This window comes from Methylobacterium sp. J-067 (genome assembly GCF_022829465.1).
GTDB lineage: Bacteria > Pseudomonadota > Alphaproteobacteria > Rhizobiales > Beijerinckiaceae > Methylobacterium > Methylobacterium litchii.
Genome location: NZ_JAKSXZ010000146.1, coordinates 634,596 through 649,999, shown reverse-complemented (window position 1 = coordinate 649,999; position 15,404 = coordinate 634,596). Strand labels below are relative to the sequence as shown.

Annotated in this window: 16 protein-coding genes; 4 read left to right on the top strand and 12 right to left on the bottom strand. The window is 70.5% G+C overall.

Annotated features, from left to right (window positions below; translation table 11 throughout):
• Nucleotides 1-6: 6 nt before the first annotated feature.
• Genes MKK52_RS26605 through mnmG form a run of 4 tightly spaced genes read right to left on the bottom strand, consistent with a single transcriptional unit; the run spans nucleotide 7 to nucleotide 4,299 of the window.
• A complete protein-coding gene (locus MKK52_RS26605) occupies nucleotides 7-903 on the bottom strand; it encodes a ParB/RepB/Spo0J family partition protein (protein WP_243959650.1) in 897 nt (298 codons plus the stop codon).
• Nucleotides 904-926: 23 nt separating this feature from the next.
• The gene (locus tag MKK52_RS26600; RefSeq protein ID WP_279598028.1) at nucleotides 927-1,784 is read right to left on the bottom strand and encodes a ParA family protein; all 858 of its coding nucleotides are present in this window, start codon (nucleotides 1,782-1,784) and stop codon (nucleotides 927-929) included.
• Nucleotides 1,781-2,416, bottom strand: a complete 636-nt coding sequence (gene rsmG / locus MKK52_RS26595; protein WP_243959648.1) for a 16S rRNA (guanine(527)-N(7))-methyltransferase RsmG — start codon at nucleotides 2,414-2,416, stop codon at nucleotides 1,781-1,783. Before rsmG ends, MKK52_RS26600 begins: the two co-directional genes overlap by 4 nt.
• Entirely contained in the window at nucleotides 2,413-4,299 is a 1,887-nt protein-coding gene (gene mnmG, locus MKK52_RS26590; protein ID WP_243959646.1) for a tRNA uridine-5-carboxymethylaminomethyl(34) synthesis enzyme MnmG, read from the bottom strand. Before mnmG ends, rsmG begins: the two co-directional genes overlap by 4 nt.
• Before the next feature lie 282 nt (nucleotides 4,300-4,581).
• Between mnmG and MKK52_RS26585 the strand changes: the two genes are divergently transcribed.
• Complete coding sequence (locus tag MKK52_RS26585) at nucleotides 4,582-4,731, top strand: hypothetical protein (RefSeq protein ID WP_243959644.1); 150 nt, start codon at nucleotides 4,582-4,584, stop codon at nucleotides 4,729-4,731.
• Between the two features lie 167 nt (nucleotides 4,732-4,898).
• On the top strand, nucleotides 4,899-6,308 hold the full coding sequence (locus MKK52_RS26580) for an EAL domain-containing protein (RefSeq protein ID WP_243959642.1): 1,410 nt from the start codon (nucleotides 4,899-4,901) through the stop codon (nucleotides 6,306-6,308).
• Nucleotides 6,309-6,316: 8 nt separating this feature from the next.
• On the opposite strand, the gene panC is transcribed toward MKK52_RS26580, so the two are convergent.
• The 4 genes from panC to bla form a co-directional block, all read right to left on the bottom strand.
• The gene (gene panC / locus MKK52_RS26575; RefSeq protein ID WP_243959639.1) at nucleotides 6,317-7,165 is read right to left on the bottom strand and encodes a pantoate--beta-alanine ligase; all 849 of its coding nucleotides are present in this window, start codon (nucleotides 7,163-7,165) and stop codon (nucleotides 6,317-6,319) included.
• A gap of 48 nt (nucleotides 7,166-7,213) precedes the next feature.
• A complete protein-coding gene (locus MKK52_RS26570; protein ID WP_243959809.1) occupies nucleotides 7,214-7,540 on the bottom strand; it encodes a hypothetical protein in 327 nt (108 codons plus the stop codon).
• A 78-nt stretch (nucleotides 7,541-7,618) separates the two neighbouring features.
• Complete coding sequence (locus tag MKK52_RS26565) at nucleotides 7,619-8,107, bottom strand: aminoacyl-tRNA deacylase (RefSeq protein WP_243959637.1); 489 nt, start codon at nucleotides 8,105-8,107, stop codon at nucleotides 7,619-7,621.
• A 6-nt stretch (nucleotides 8,108-8,113) separates the two neighbouring features.
• Entirely contained in the window at nucleotides 8,114-8,956 is an 843-nt protein-coding gene (bla, locus tag MKK52_RS26560; RefSeq protein WP_243959634.1) for a class A beta-lactamase, read from the bottom strand.
• A 113-nt stretch (nucleotides 8,957-9,069) separates the two neighbouring features.
• Here bla and mnmE point away from each other — a divergent pair, with 113 nt between their 5' ends.
• Nucleotides 9,070-10,371, top strand: coding sequence for a tRNA uridine-5-carboxymethylaminomethyl(34) synthesis GTPase MnmE (gene mnmE, locus MKK52_RS26555; protein ID WP_243959632.1), 1,302 nt, complete (start codon nucleotides 9,070-9,072; stop codon nucleotides 10,369-10,371).
• A gap of 6 nt (nucleotides 10,372-10,377) precedes the next feature.
• Here mnmE and MKK52_RS26550 read toward each other — a convergent pair whose 3' ends face one another.
• Both MKK52_RS26550 and MKK52_RS26545 read right to left on the bottom strand, forming a co-directional pair.
• Nucleotides 10,378-11,370: a DUF2891 domain-containing protein gene (locus tag MKK52_RS26550; RefSeq protein WP_243959631.1), complete on the bottom strand. Its 993-nt coding sequence runs from the start codon at nucleotides 11,368-11,370 to the stop codon at nucleotides 10,378-10,380.
• Between the two features lie 10 nt (nucleotides 11,371-11,380).
• Nucleotides 11,381-13,003: an ABC-F family ATP-binding cassette domain-containing protein gene (locus MKK52_RS26545; protein WP_243959629.1), complete on the bottom strand. Its 1,623-nt coding sequence runs from the start codon at nucleotides 13,001-13,003 to the stop codon at nucleotides 11,381-11,383.
• A 139-nt stretch (nucleotides 13,004-13,142) separates the two neighbouring features.
• Between MKK52_RS26545 and MKK52_RS26540 the strand changes: the two genes are divergently transcribed.
• Nucleotides 13,143-13,406, top strand: a complete 264-nt coding sequence (locus tag MKK52_RS26540) for a hypothetical protein (protein ID WP_243959807.1) — start codon at nucleotides 13,143-13,145, stop codon at nucleotides 13,404-13,406.
• Between the two features lie 42 nt (nucleotides 13,407-13,448).
• Here the strand turns inward: MKK52_RS26540 and MKK52_RS26535 are convergent, their stop codons facing one another.
• Both MKK52_RS26535 and MKK52_RS26530 read right to left on the bottom strand, forming a co-directional pair.
• On the bottom strand, nucleotides 13,449-14,366 hold the full coding sequence (locus tag MKK52_RS26535; RefSeq protein ID WP_243959626.1) for a neutral zinc metallopeptidase: 918 nt from the start codon (nucleotides 14,364-14,366) through the stop codon (nucleotides 13,449-13,451).
• A 79-nt stretch (nucleotides 14,367-14,445) separates the two neighbouring features.
• Complete coding sequence (locus MKK52_RS26530) at nucleotides 14,446-15,303, bottom strand: uracil-DNA glycosylase family protein (protein ID WP_243959624.1); 858 nt, start codon at nucleotides 15,301-15,303, stop codon at nucleotides 14,446-14,448.
• Nucleotides 15,304-15,404: the final 101 nt, after the last annotated feature.

Sequence of the window (15,404 nt, the reverse complement as noted above, 5' to 3'; positions counted from 1 at the left end):
GGCGCGTCAGTCCTCCGCCGGCACCTTCAGCCGGTCGAGCAGGCTCTGCAGCTCGTCACGGCTGGCGTAGCGCAGGCGGATCTCGCCCGTCTCCTCGTCCTTCGGCTTGTAGGTGACGGCGACGCCGAGCGCCTTGTGCAGGCGCAGTTCCAGCGAACGCACCGGTGCTGGGCGCTCGGCGGCGAGGCGCGGGCGGCCGGGACGCGGGGTCTCGGACGGCTCGGCCTCGGCGGCGGCCAGGGCCTCGACCTCGCGCACGGACAGGCCCTCGGCCACGATCCGCCGGGCGACGCCTTCGGGATCGCGCAGCGCGAGGAGCGCGCGGGCATGGCCGGCGGTGATCTCGCCCGCGCTCAACCGGTCCTGCACCGGCTGCGGCAGGTTGAGGAGGCGCAGCGTGTTGGCGAGATGGCTGCGGCTCTTGCCGAGGATCTCGGCCAGCTCGCGCTGTGTGTAGGAGAAGTCGCGCATCAGGCGCTCGTAGCCCGAGGCTTCCTCGATCGGGTTGAGGTCCGCCCGCTGGACGTTCTCCAGGATCGCGAATTCCAGCGAGGCGCGGTCGTCGATCTCGACGACGACCACCGGCACCTCATCGAGCCCGGCCCGCTGCGCCGCGCGCCAGCGCCGCTCGCCGGCCACGATCTCGAAGGCGCCGGGCACGTCGGCCAGGGGCCGCGCGACGATGGGCTGGATCAGGCCCCGCGCCTTGATGGAGCCCGCGAGTTCGGACAATTCCTCCTCGCCGAAATGGCGGCGGGGGTTGCGCGGGTTCGGGCGCAGGAACTCCACGGCGACCTTGCGCTGGCCCTCGTGCTTGGGCGGCGGCTGCGCCGGATCCCCGAAATCGCCGATCAGGGCCGCGAGCCCGCGCCCCAGCCGGGGCCTTGCGACCTCTTCAGCCATCGTCTCTCACCTGTCCTCGAAACTCACGCCGCCGCCGGCACGCGGCCTTCGCGCTGGATCACCTCAGAGGCGAGGCGCAGATAGGCCTGGCTGCCGGCGCATTTCAGATCGTACAGCAAAGCCGGCTTGCCGTGCGAGGGCGCTTCGGACACACGCACGTTGCGTGGGATCATGGTCTCGTAGACCTTGTCGCCCATGAAGCTGCGCACATCCGCCACGACCTGCGCCGAGAGGTTGTTGCGCGGATCGAACATCGTCAGCACGACGCCCTGTATCGTCAGGCGCGGGTTCAGCGCGCCGCGCACCTGCTCCACGGTGCGCAGCAACTGGCTCAACCCCTCCAGGGCGAAGAACTCGCATTGCAGCGGCACCAGCACGGCATCCGCCGCCGCCAGGGCATTGATCGTCAACAGGTTCAGGGAGGGCGGGCAATCGATCAGCACGTAGCTGATCCGCTTCAGGCTCTCCGACTGCGCCATGCTCTTTAGCGCATTGCGCAGGCGGTGCGCCCGATCCTGCGCGGTCGCCATCTCCATTTCGAGCCCGAGCAGGTCCATGGTGGAGGGGGCGATGGACAGGCGCGGCACGGCGGTCGGGATGATGGTCTGCGCGAGGCTCGCCTCGCCGGCCATGAGATCGTAGGTCGAGATCCGGCGGCGGGCCTTCTCGATGCCGAGCCCGGTCGAGGCGTTGCCCTGGGGATCGAGGTCGATCACCAGAACCTCCTCGCCGATGGCCGCGAGCGCCGTACCCAGGTTGATGGCGGTCGTCGTCTTGCCGACGCCGCCCTTCTGGTTCGCCAGGGCCAGGACCCGCAGGGGCTTGGCCGGATGGCTCATGTCGGGGCGCTCGGAGGCGTCGACCATCGTCGCGTCGCTCATCGGGGGCTCGTTTCGGTGAGGGCGGTGACCCGCACGATCCGGGCGTCGGCATCGGTCCGACTCGGCACGAGATCGTAGGTGAATGTCCACCGCGCGGAGGCCTGGGTCAATTCCGCCTGCACATCCCGCCCCTTCGGAAACAGGCCGATGGTGCCCGAATTCAACAGTGGCGCCGACCAAGCGAGCAACTGATCGAGGGCGGCGAGCGCCCGCGCGCAGACGATCTCCGTTCCCACCGCATCGCCGATCACCGCTTCGATCCGTCCGTTGCGGATCGTGGCCGGGGCGCCGGTCAGGCGGGCGGCCTCGGTGAGGAAGGCGCATTTGCGCGCGTTGCTCTCCACCAGCGTCACTCGGATGCCCCTCTCCTTCCCGGCAATCGCCAGGATCAAACCGGGGATGCCGGCGCCGGAGCCGAGGTCGATCCAGGTGCTGGCCTCTGGCGCGAGGGTGAGGAGTTGCAGCGCATCGGCAACGTGACGACTCCAGACCTCGGAGAGGGTCGAGGGGCCGACGAGGTTCTTCACCGTCTGCCAGCGATGGAGCAGGGCGACGTAGGCATCGAGCGCTTGCGTTGTTTCACGTGAAACATCGTAGGCCTTCAGGACCTGTTCGCGGGCCCGATCGCTCATGCCGGCTGCCGCGCCGCGCGCTGGCCCCGCTTGGCATGGGCGGCGAGCAGGGTCAGGGCTGCCGGGGTGACGCCCTCGATCCGCGCCGCCTGCCCGAGAGTGCCGGGTCGCACGCTCTCCAGCTTCAGGCGCATCTCATTCGACAGGCCGCTGATGCCGGCATAGTCGAGTCCGTCCGGCAGGCGCACGGCCTCATCCCGCCTGAAGGCGGCGATGTCGGCGCTCTGGCGGTCGAGATAAACGGCATAGGTCGCGTCCGTCCGCAGGCGGTCGGCGATGCGCGGCGGCACTTCGGCGAGGTCCGGCCAGACGGCAGCGAGGCGGGCCCAGTCGATCTCCGGGTAGGAGAGAAGCTGGAAGGCGCTGCGGCGGATGCCGTCCTGATTCAGGGCGATGCCCTGCGCGGCGGCTTGGCTCGGCGTGAGGCTCAGGGCATCGAGCCGGGCGCGGGCGGCAGCGAGGGCGGCGCGCGACTGCTCGAAATGCGCCGCGCGCTGCGGGCCGACGAGACCGAGGGCGAGGCCACGCGGGGTCAGCCGCTCGTCGGCATTGTCCACGCGCAGGCTCAGGCGATACTCCGAGCGTGAGGTGAACATGCGGTAGGGCTCGCTCACCCCATGGGTGATGAGGTCGTCGATCATCACGCCGAGATAGGATTCGGCCCGGTCGAAGGCGGCAAGGGGGAGATTCCCGGCCAGCCGCGCGGCGTTGAGACCCGCGACGAGCCCCTGCCCCGCCGCCTCCTCGTAGCCGGTGGTGCCGTTGATCTGCCCGGCCAGGAACAGGCCAGGCTGGCGCTTCACCTGAAGCCCGGCATCGAGTTCGCGCGGATCGACATAATCGTATTCGATAGCGTAGCCCGGCCGCAGGATCTCGGCGCGTTCCAGGCCGGGGATCGCCTGGACGATCGCGCGCTGCACCTCCTCCGGCAGGGCGGTGGAGATGCCGTTCGGGTACACGACCGGATCGTCCAGCCCCTCCGGTTCGAGGAAGATCTGGTGCCCCTCGCGGTCGCCGAAGCGGACGACCTTGTCCTCGATGGACGGGCAGTAGCGCGGCCCCCGGCTGGCGATGCCGCCGGAATACATCGGCGAGCGGTGCAGGTTGGCGCGGATGATGTCGTGGACGGCCTGCGTCGTCCGCGTGATCCCGCAGGCGATCTGCGGCGTGGTGATCCGCTCGGTGAGGGTCGAGAACGGGACAGGGTCCTCATCCGCCTCCTGCCGTTCGAGCTGGTCCCAGGCGATGCTGTCGCGGGCGAGGCGAGGCGGCGTGCCGGTCTTCAGACGGCCGAGGCGCAGGCCGAGCCCGTCGAGGCTCCGGGCGAGACCCACCGAAGGCGCCTCCCCCACCCGCCCGGCGGGGATCTGCACCTCGCCGATATGGATCAGGCCGCGCAGGAAGGTGCCCGTGGTGAGCACAACCGCCCCTGCCCCGAGCGTCGTGCCGTCCGCCAGCGCGATCCCGGCGACGTGCCCGGCGGCATCGCGGAGAAGGTCTTCGCAAGCACCCGGCACGACATGCAGGTTCGCCGTCTCGGCCACTGCCTGCTGCATCGCCGCCGCGTAGAGCTTGCGGTCGGCTTGGGTGCGGGGTCCGCGCACGGCCGGGCCCTTGCGCCGGTTGAGCAGGCGGAACTGGATGCCTGCCGCATCGGCCACCCGGCCCATCAGCCCGTCGAGGGCATCGACCTCGCGGACGAGGTGCCCCTTGCCAAGGCCGCCAATGGCCGGGTTGCAGGACATCGCCCCGATCGTCGCCGGATCGTGCGTGACGAGGGCCGTCAGAGCGCCACAGCGGGCGGCGGCCGCGGCGGCTTCGACGCCGGCATGGCCACCGCCGACGACGATCACGTCGAAGCGGGTGGGGCGGGAAATGGGCATGCCCGTGCTTACGCGCGGGGGCGGGGGCGGGTCAACGCGACAGGAGTGATTCGCGTCACCTCGTGTCGGCGGTGCCTCCTAACGCGGCATCGTCCGCGCGGGACCTGTTCAGAGAAACATCATTGCACCGCCGAATTGATGAAGAATCGAGCGTATCTGGCCGTGATCGTAAGGCGCGACATCAGATTGTGGCGAGAACTTGAAGTCGGCTCAATGCTCTGTAATCTTGGTTAGACGGTATTGGTGAGGTGAGTGGTCCTACGTCGCTAGCGGGAGGCTCCGATGTCATTTTTGTCGATCGGTTTGGGTGCGGCGTGTTGTGCGGCCGGGGCGGCTGCCCATTTCCTCGATGAGACCCACCGGAAGGAGGGCGTCTTCGGATTGGCCGGCTTCGGTTTCCTGCTTGTGGGGATGTACCTCACCCGCGCCTGAGTGTTTCACGTGAAACACCGCGCCGGGACACAGAGGGCAAAAATCGGTCGTGCGCCGGCTTGTCGGGCTTGCCCCCGTTCGAACGCTCGGCAACACTTTCGGAGCGTCGGTTTCCGGTAACCCTATGGCTCACCGGATGCCTTGTCTCGTGACGGATGATGGTGAGCATGGCCCGGGTCTTCGGCCGGAACGTTGGGCTGTGGACCGCCGGATCGCTCGGCCTCGTCACGATTGGGCCGTTGGCCGTCTTCTCGCCGAGCGCTGCCGCGCTGTGTCTGGCCGCCGCCGGAAGCCTCGGTGCCGGCACCGCATGGGCGCGAATTTCGAAACTGAACGCCCGATGCGAGAAGCTGTCCCAGGAAGTGGACGTACTCTCGCAGCGGCTCCTGAAGGCGGAGGCCGTGCCGCCGCGTCCCGCCGCCGACGCGACGCCGCCCGATACTTTGCGCTCCGAGGTGCATGAACTCACCGTGGAGATCGGCCTGCTGAGCGGGATCGTCCGCGACCTCAGCGCGGTGATCCGCAGCCAGGACGACGAAATCGCCGCCCTCAAGACCCGCGAGGTGCCGGTCGCGAAAGAACCGCCGCCTCCGCCGGAGCCGAAGCCGGAGCCCGCCCCACCTCCCCCGCCGCCGGTCGAGACATCCTGGACGCCCCCCGTCATCGCCCGCCTGCCGGAAATACCGGCCGTCATCGTACCGCCGGTCCCGAGGCCAATCCCGCCGCGTCCGCCTGAACCTCCGCGCGGTCCGGACGAGTCCGCGATCCTCGCCGCCTTCGATCGCGACCTGTTGGAGGTGTATCTCCAGCCCATCGTCACCCTGCCCCAGCGCAAGGTCGTGGCCTACGAGGCCCTGGCGCGGCTGCGGGTCGAGGATCAGCCGCTCGACACCACGCAGTACCTGCCGGCCCTCGAACGGAACGGGCGCACCACGGAACTCGACCGGCGGATGCTCGCCCGCACCGGCACCATCGTGCGCCACCTCGCCAAGCGCGGCAGCGATGCACGGGTGACCTATGGGCTGTCGCCCCTGTCGCTGTTCGAACTGAGTTTCCTGAAGGAGATCGGGCGCATGGCCAGCGACGAGCAGGCCTTGGCCGGGCTCGACATCGCCCTGCCCCAGGCCAGTTGGCGTGGCCTCGACACCGGGCAACTCGGCGCCCTGTCGGCCCTGCGTGGGCGGGTCGGCTTCTGCCTCGACCGGCCGACGGATCTGCGCTTCGATGCCCGCGAGTTCTTGGAATACGGCATCGGGCAGGTGAAGGTGCCGGCGGACTTGCTGCTGCGGCCAAGCGTGTCACGGGGCGCGCTGAGCGACATCGCGGTGGAGGATCTCGCCCCGGCCCTGGCCCGCGCCCGCATCCGCCTCGTGGTCAACGAGGTCGGCACCGAGGCGGACGTGCCGGACCTCATCGACCTCAACGTGCCCTATGCGCAGGGCGCAGCTTTCGCGCCGGCCCGGCCGGTGCGCGGCGACATCCTCGCCGCGCTTCCCCCGGAGCCGCCGCCCCCGCCACAGGACGATCCCGGTTCCGAGCGCCGCTCGTTCCGGTCGCTCCTGCGCCGGGCCGGGTGAGGGCGGTCTCAGACCGGCACGTTGTCGATGAGCCGCGTCCGCCCGAGATAGGCCGCCGCGAGCACGCGGGCGGGGCCGGTGACGCACTCGACCGGTGCGAGGCTCGCGGCATCGCAGACGGACATGTACTGCACGGCGAAGCCCGCCGCCGTGAGAGTGGCTATGCCCTCGCTGACCGGTTCCGCGACCGATCCGCCGTCGCGGGCCTTGGAGGCGATGTCCGCGAGCACGGCGTGCAGCGTCGGCGCGCGGCTCCGCTCCTCGGCCGAGAGGTAGCGGTTGCGGGAGGAGAGGGCGAGGCCGTCCGCCTCGCGGATGGTGGGCACGCCCCGGATCTCGGGCGCCATGTCGAGGTCGGCCACGACTCGCTTGATCACCTGCAACTGCTGGAAGTCCTTCTCGCCGAACAGGGCGATGTCCGGCCGCACCTGGTTCAGGAGCTTGGTGACGACGGTGGCGACGCCGGAAAAATGGCCCGGCCGCAGGGGGCCGCAGAGGCCATCCGTTAGCCCCGCCACCTCGATCCGGGTGGCGAAGCCCAGCGGGTACATGGTCGCCACATCGGGCGTCCAGGCGGCGTCGGCGCCCGCGCGCGCCATCGCCGCAAGGTCGGCGGCGACGTCGCGCGGGTAGCGGGCGAAATCCTCCGTAGGGCCGAACTGGGTCGGGTTCACGAAGAGGCTGACCACCGCCCGTGAGGCCAAGCGCTTGGCTTCCGCGATGAGGGTCAGGTGGCCCTCATGCAGGGCGCCCATGGTCGGCACCAGGGCCACGGTCTCGCCGGCGGTCCGCCAAGCGGAGACGGCGGCGCGCAGGGCGGGGAGGTCGGAGAGATGGAGCGGTGAAGAGGCAGTCACGGCCGGACCCTGGTTTCTGTCGGGCCGGGTTTAGCCGATTCTCCGGGGCTATGGGCAGTAGGGCAGCACGGACCGGCCGTAGGGATCGTCGATGCCGAGCGGCGGCGTGAAGCCGTAATAGCTCGGCTTGCCGAGGCCGTAGGGCGAGCCGACATAGCTCGGATCGTCGGGGGCGTTGGTCGGCGTCGGCACGCGGCGCGGCGTGCAGACGATCTTCGTCCGGCGGCGGGGCAAGGGGAGGGGGCCCTGCACATCGAGCCCATCGCCACGGGGGAAGTAACGCGGCAGCGGCGGCGCGCCGGGATCGCCGACGTAGGGCTCTCCGAGGTCGGCGGCGAAAGCCGGGCCGGCGAACAGAATCAGCGCCAGCGCCATCGATCCGCCGAGCCGCACGCCGTCCTCCCACCCATCCGCAGAGCCTTCGACACTGGTGGGCGTGAGGTAAACGATCCGTTAGCGCGGCTCGGTCAGGGGCACGACCGTCGGCTTCAAGGCCGCTACGAGGTCGCCCTCCCGCAGGCGGATCTGCAGGCCCCGGCCGCCGCCGTTGATATGGATCTCCGCATCGGGGTCGGTCAGGGCGTGGGCGTCGATGGCGGTGGGGACGGGGCGCTTCTGCCCCAGCGGGCTGATGCCGCCGACATGATAGCCCGTCAGTCGCTCGGCATCGGCGGGCTTCATCATCGCGGCAGACTTGCCTCCGAAGGCGGCGGCGACGCGCTTCATCGCGGCCTCCCGGTCGGAGGCGACGAGCAGGCACACGGTGCGCCCATCGACGCTGGCCATCAGCGTCTTCAGCACGCGGGAGGGCGGCATGCCGAGGGCTTCCGCCGCCTGCCGGCCGATGCGCGGGGCGTCCGGATCGTAATCGTAGGCGTGGAGGGTGAAGCGGATACCGGCCCTGTCGAGGGCCTGCGTCGCGCGGGTCGTCTTCGGGGCCATACGGGCTCAGGCTCCCACATGCCGGGCGATCAGCCGGCCGAGTTCGGCATGGGCGGCGTCGCAGGTGGCGGCCGGCGCGGTCGCTCCGGTCAGGTAGCTCGTGGCGATCAGCGGCGGATGGCCCGGCGGGCGGAGGATCGCCACCACATTGTACGTGCCGTTGTCGCCGCTGCCGGTCTTGTCGCCCACGATCCAGTTCGCCGGAAGGCCCGCCCGCAGGCGCTTGAAGCCGGTCTGCGCGCCCACCATCCAGCCTTCCAGCTGTGTCCGCGCTTCCGGAGGGAGAACCCCGCCGAGGAGGATCTTCGCGAGGGTTTCGCGCATCGCGGCAGGGGCGGTGGTGTCGCGTGGGTCGCCGGGCAGCGCGGTGTTGAGGACGGGTTCGTCCCGGTCGAGTCGGGTGATCGGATCGCCCGTGCTCCGCACCCAGCGGGTGAGCGCGGCCGGCCCACCGAGCCGGGCGAGTTGCAGGTTCGCGGCGGTGTTGTCGCTCCACACGATGGAGGCCGCGCAAGCCTCCCCGAGGGTCATCCGCCCGCCCCGCTCGGTGAAGGCCTTGCGGGAGACGGGGGCGTAGCTGAGCAGGTCGGATTCGCGGACGGTCAGTTCCCGGTCGAGCGGTTCGCCGCCGGCCAATACTGCCGCCGTCGCCAGGACCTTGAAGGTGCTGCACAGGGGAAAGCGCTCGTCGGCGCGCCACGCCAGGGGCGCGATGCCCTCCCCCGCGACGCTGACGCCGAGGCGGCCTCCGGTGCCCGCTTCGAGGGCGCGCAGGCGATCCTCCGCAAAGGCGGGCAAGACAGCGGCCAGGAGGCCGGTGCAGGCGGCGCGGCGGGTGATGAGGCCCATGGGAATCATCTCTCCGGGGAGGATCCGGCGCAGCGGTGGTCCCGGTTTGCGGCTGTTCCGTGGCACCGTTCGTGATAGGGAGCCGGCGAGGACGCGGCGGAGAATCGACCCGGATGGCAGAGACGCTTTTCGCCCCGGCGAGCGGGTTCGGCCGCGCGGCGGTGGCGGTGCTGCGCATCAGCGGGCCGGAGGCAGGCTCGACGCTCGACGCCCTCTGCGGGCCGCGTCCCGCGCCGCGACGGCTGTCCCTGCGCACCCTGCGTGATCCTGCGGATGGCACGGTGCTGGATCGCGCCCTCGTCGCCTTCTTTCCCGGCCCCGAGACCTATAGCGGCGAGGACATGGCCGAGCTTCACCTGCATGGCGGGCTCGCCGTGCGGGCGCGGGTGTTGGCGGCCCTGTCGCGCGCGCCCGGCTGCCGGGCGGCGGGACCGGGGGAGTTCACACGGCGGGCGGTGCTCAACGGGCGCATGGATCTCGCCGAGGCCGAGGGCGTCGCGGACCTGATCGATGCCGAGACCGAGGGGCAACGGCGGCAGGCCCTGCGGCAGCTCGAAGGAGCGCTCAGTCGGCAGGTGGCGGAGTGGCGGGACGAGGCCATCGACCTTTTGGCGGGGGCCGAAGCCGCTCTGGATTTTTCGGACGAGGGCGACGTGGACGAGGCGGGGCTGGATGCGGGCCTGATCGGCCGCGCGACGGCTCTGCGCGAGGTCATCGCGGCGGCCCTGGCGGATGGGCGGCGCGGGGAGCGGTTGCGGGACGGGTTCTGGGTGGTGCTGGCGGGCGAGCCCAATGCCGGCAAGTCGACCCTGCTCAACGCCCTCGCGCGGCGAGACGCGGCGATCGTGTCCGAGGTTCCCGGCACGACGCGGGACGCCATCGAGGTGCGCCTCGATCTCGACGGGTTGCCGGTGGTGCTGGTCGATACGGCGGGCCTGCGCGAGACGGACGAGGCGGTGGAGGCGGAAGGCATCCGCCGCAGCCGCGCGCGGATCGCGCAGGCCGATCTCGTCCTCGCCTTGGTGCCGCCGAGGGGCGTCGTGCCCCATCTCGGCGGGGCGTCTGCCCTCGTGGTGCACACCAAGGCCGACCTGCCGGGCGCTGCGCCCGCTGGCCTCACGGTCTCGGCCCGCACGGGGGAGGGAATGCCGGCGCTCCTCGGCGCCCTGCGGGAGCGCGCCGAAGCGGGAATAGGAGAGGGTGATGCCCTCATCACCCGCGCCCGCCACCGGGAGGCCCTGGAACGCTGCCTCGGCCATCTCGACCGGCTCTGCGCGGATATGGGGGGCGGTCTGCCGGAACTGGCGGCGGAGGATCTGCGCCTCGCCGTGCGGGCCCTCGGCGAAGTCGGCGGCCATGTCGGCGTCGAGGACGTGCTGGACAGATTGTTTGCCGGCTTCTGTATCGGGAAGTGACGCAGATCAGCCGTCGAGGGCGAGGAGCGCGAAGCTCGCCAGCCAATGCTCACCCATGTACTCGCCCGCAAGATGGGGCATCGCGGCCTCATAATGCCGGTCGGCAGCCTCAAGCATGGGGGGCAGGCGGGGATCGCCCGACGGCAGAGCCTTGGCGAGGGCGCGCAGGCACCACGCCCGGCTGAGATTCAGACCGTCGAGATGGGCGATCTTGCCGTCGCTGCGATCGGTGGCGAGGGCCGGCATGAACAGGGTCGCGGGGTGGCCCTCAGACAGGCGCGGCAGGAACCGGCCGAACCACGCCGCGAAGGCGTCCGCCGGGAGCAGCCGGCGCATCGCCTCCGCTTCGATCAGGGCGGAGGACAGGAAGTCGTCGCCACCCGGTTCGCCCCAAGCGGGGCAATCGATGTCGTCGCCGTACCATGCCGCCGCCGACGTCCGCAGCAGCGCGAAGAGGTCGGCGTCGGTATAGTCGGCGGCGAGGCGCAGGGCGAAGGCGGTGTTGAAATGCGTGCCCACCCGCACCGGGTAGGGGGCGATGGGCAGGAAGGCGGCAAAGCGCGCGGCGATCCGCTCCGCGAGGGGGCTCAAGGCCTTACCCCACCGGGGCGCTTCGGCGTCGCGCAACTCGGCGGCCAGTTTCAGGAGCCATGCCCAGCCGTAGGGACGTTCGAAACCCCGCGCGGCGGGGGCGTCGAAGGTCGAACATTCGCCGGCTATCTTGTCCGGCACGAGTTGCCGGTCGAACAGGGTTCGGATGTCACCCGCCCTGTCGAGATCGGGAAACGCCCGCAGCAGGCGGGCAAGCAGCCAGTAGCCGTGGACGCAGGAATGCCAGTCGAAGCTGCCGTGGAAGACCGGGTGCATCGCGGCGGGCGGGCGCACGTCCTCCAGCCCCGCGAAGACGAGGCCGGTCTTGTGCGGGTACTCGCGGGTCACGTGCCCCAGGGCGATGCCGGCGAAGCGCTCCGCGATCTCCCGCGTCAGGCGATGGCCCATCCCCGCTCTCTCAGCTGCGCAGGCCCGGCGCCTCCCGGCCCGTACTGGCGACGTACTCGGTGTAGCCGCCGCCATATTGGTGAGCGCCGTCGGGGGTGATTTCCAGCACCCGGTTCGACAGGGCGGCGAGGAAGTGCCGGTCGTGGGAGACGAACAGCATCGTCCCCTCGAAGGCGGCCAGCGCCTCCACCAGCATCTCCTTCGTCCCGATATCGAGATGGTTCGTCGGCTCATCGAGCACGAGGAAGTTCGGCGGGTCGTAGAGCATCAGCGCGAGCACCAGCCGCGCCTTCTCGCCGCCGGAGAGCACGCGGCAGCGCTTCTCGATGTCGTCGCCGGAGAAGCCGAAGCAGCCGGCGAGCGTGCGCAGCGACCCCTGGCCCGCCTGCGGGAAGGCCTCCTCCAGGGTCTCGAACACGGTGCGCTCGCCGTCGAGCACGTCCATGGCGTGCTGGGCGAAGTAGCCGAGCTTCACGCTGCCGCCGACCGTCACCGTGCCGGCATCCGGCGTCGTGGTGCCGGTGACGAGCTTGAGCAGCGTCGACTTGCCGGCGCCGTTCACGCCCATCACGCACCAGCGCTCCTTGCGGCGGATGGAGAAGTCGAGCCCGTCATAGATGGCGCGGCTGCCGTAGCGCTTCCCCACGTTCTTCAGCATCACCACGTCGTCGCCGGAGCGGGGCGGCGCCTGGAACTCGAAGGCCACCGATTGGCGGCGGCGGGGCGGCTCGACGCGCTCGATCTTGTCGAGCTTCTTCACCCGGCTCTGCACCTGCGCCGCGTGCGAGGCGCGGGCCTTGAAGCGCTCGATGAACTGGATCTCCTTGGCGAGCATCGCCTGCTGGCGCTCGTACTGCGCCTGCCGCTGCGCCTCGTTCTGCAAGCGCTGCTGCGCGTAGAAGGCGTAATCGCCCGAGTAGGTGGTGAGGGTGCCGCCGTCGATCTCGATGATCTTGTTGACGATACGGTTCATGAACTCCCGGTCATGGGAGGTCATCAGCAGGGCGCCGTCGTAGCCGCGCAGGAAGTTCTCGAGCCAGATCAGGCTCTCGATGTCGAGGTGGTTCGAGGGCTCGTCGAGGAGCATCGCATCGGGGCGCATCAGCAGGATGCGGGCGAGCGCCACGCGCATCTTCCAGCCGCCGGAGAGGGCGCCGACATCCCCCTCCATCATCTCCTGGCTGAAGCCGAGGCCGTCGAGGGTTTCCCGCGCCCGGCCATCGAGGGCATAGCCGTCGAGTTCCTCGAACCGGGCCTGCACCTCGCCGTAGCGCTCGATCAGCGCGTCCATCTCGTCGGCCCGGTCGGGATCGGCCAAGGCCGCGCCGAGTTCGGCGAGTTCGGTGGCGATGGCGCTCACCGGCCCGGCCCCGTCCATCACCTCCGCGACGACGCTGCGGCCCGCCATCTCGCCGACATCCTGGCTGAAATAGCCGATCGTCACCCCGCGCTCGGATTGGACCTGCCCCTCGTCGGGCTGCTCCTCGCCGGTGATCATGCGGAACAGGGTGGTCTTGCCGGCGCCGTTCGGGCCGACGAGCCCGACCTTCTCGCCCCGCTGCAAGGCGGCGCTGGCCTCGATGAAGACCAGTTGTTTGCCGTTCTGCTTTGTGATGCGGTCAAGGCGTATCATGGGTCGGGGTCGAGTCTCGGAAGAGGGGCCCGAGGCGATTACGGCATGGGCCGCGCCCACGCAAAGCATGGCAGCGCAGCGTCGCACCCGGGAAACGGTGACGGTGTCGCGAGTTGCCAAGCGCAACGAGAGGACGACGATGCTGTTCGGCTGGTGGAAGATGGGCATGGACATGTCCATGCTCGCGATGGAAGCGCAGGGGGTGATCCTGCAGCGGATGACGATGCTGTCGATGGGCGGCCCCGCCGCGCAGGTCGAGGCGCAGCGCATGGTGACGGAGAAGGTCTACGCCGCCGGCGAGGCGATGATGATGATGGCCTCCGGCGCGTCGAACCAGAAGGTGATTCACAGCTACCGCCGGAAGGTGCAGGCGAACGCCAAGCGGCTCAGCCGGCGCCCGTAGGGTTGACGCCCCCTCCCCGTGGAGGGGAGGGAGCGCAGACGATTAGTTGTTGGCGGTGCGGAACGTGTCGCAGGCCTTGGTCTGGCCGCTCTTGTAGCCGGCCGTGAACCAGCGCTGGCGCTGGGCCGAGGAACCGTGGGTGAAGGAATCCGGCACCACGTAGCCGCGCGAGCGCTGCTGCAGGGCGTCGTCGCCGATCTGCGCGGCGGCGTTCAAGGCCTCGTCGATGTCGCCCTGGTCCAGTTCGGCGTATTTGTCGTTCGAGTTCTTGGCCCAGACGCCCGCGAGGCAATCGGCCATCAGTTCGATGCGGACCGAGAGGGCGTTCGACTCGCTCTTGCTCGACGCCTGCTGCTGGCGGGCCTGCACCTTGCCGAGGATGCCGAGCACGTCCTGCACGTGGTGGCCGACCTCGTGCGCGATGACGTAGGCGTAGGCGAAATCGCCCTTCACGCCGAACTTCGTCGCCATCTCCTTGAAGAAGCCGGTGTCGAGGTAAACCTTCTTGTCGAGGGGGCAGTAGAACGGCCCCATCGCCGCCTGCGCCGAGCCGCAGCCCGAGCGCGTGCCGCCCGTGTAGAGCACCAGCGTCGTCGGGGTGTATTGCTTGCCGGTCTGCTGCGGCAGGATCGTGCTCCACACGTCCTCGGTGTTGCCGAGGATCTTGGAGGCGAAGCGCCCGCTCTCGTCGGTCGGCGCCTGGCGCCGCTTGGCCTGGGTCTGCGGGTCCGCCTGCTCCTGGCGCTGACCGCCGCCGCCCCGGGTGATCGACTCGGCGCCGCCCATCAGGATCGCCGGGTTGATGCCCGTGAAGTAGCTGATGATGAGCACCACCACGATGGCGCCGATGCCGAGCCCGCCGGCGCCGCCGCCGGGGAAGCCCATGCCGCCACCGCCGCCACCACCTTCACCACGCCGGTCCTCGACGTTGTCGGAGCTCCGTAGATCTTCCCAGCGCATGATCCCGCCATCCGTGCCGCACCGGCCGCATCCGGCCTGGTCTAATGGCGGGAGGGGAGACCCGGTTCCGCCCCCACCGTCAAGCTTTCCCGTCGAGCGCCGCCCGCACGGCGCGGAAGTCCCGCCACGCGAGCCGCTTCTGCAGGGGCTGGCGCAGGAGGAAGGCCGGGTGCAGCGTCGCGAGGAGCTTCGCCTCGCGGGAGGGCAGGGCGTAGGGGAAGACGCGCCCGCGGGTCTTCAGGATGCCGTCCTTGGTACCGGTGAGCGTCTGCGTCGCCGGGGCGCCGAGGCAGACGATCAGCTCAGGGTCGACCAGTTCGATCTGCCGCTCCACGAAGGGCTTGCAGGTCGCGACCTCCTGCGGGGTCGGGTTGCGGTTGCCCGGCGGGCGCCACGGCACGACGTTGGCGATGTAGGCCGAACTGCGGTCGAGGCCGATGGCCGCCATCATCTTGTCGAGGAGCTGGCCGGAGCGGCCCATGAACGGCTTGCCGATCCGGTCCTCGTCGGCGCCCGGGGCCTCGCCCAGAAACATCACCCGCGCCTGCGGATTGCCGTCCCCGAACACGAGGTTCTTGGCGGTGAAGCGCAGGGGGCAGGCGTCGAACGCGGCGAGGATCGCCTCCAGTTCCTCCAGGCTCGCGGCGTTGCGGGCCCGGGCGCGGGCATCGCCCGCCGCCGCCTCGGGCTCGGCGGAGGCGGCGCGGCCGAAGGTGGCGCGGGGCGCGGGGCGCGGCGCCTCCTGCGGGGGAGGGGAGGGGGCCTGAGCGGGCGCCGCCGCCCGGCGGGGCGCGGGCCGGGCACGGACGGGCTCCGGCGCGTCGGCTTCGGTGAAGCGGTCGTGCGGCGTTTCGTCGAGCGCGACATCGACCCCGGCCTCCGTCTGGAAGTCGAGGATGGCGATGAGGTCGGCCTGCGCGTCGGCGGGGTTCGGCATCGTCTCTAAGTGGGGGCGGCCCGGCCTGTGGACAACGTTCCGGCCATGGCCTCGGCGCGGTGCTGCCTTAAGTGCGCTTGCGTTTCTAGCTTGGAATCGGT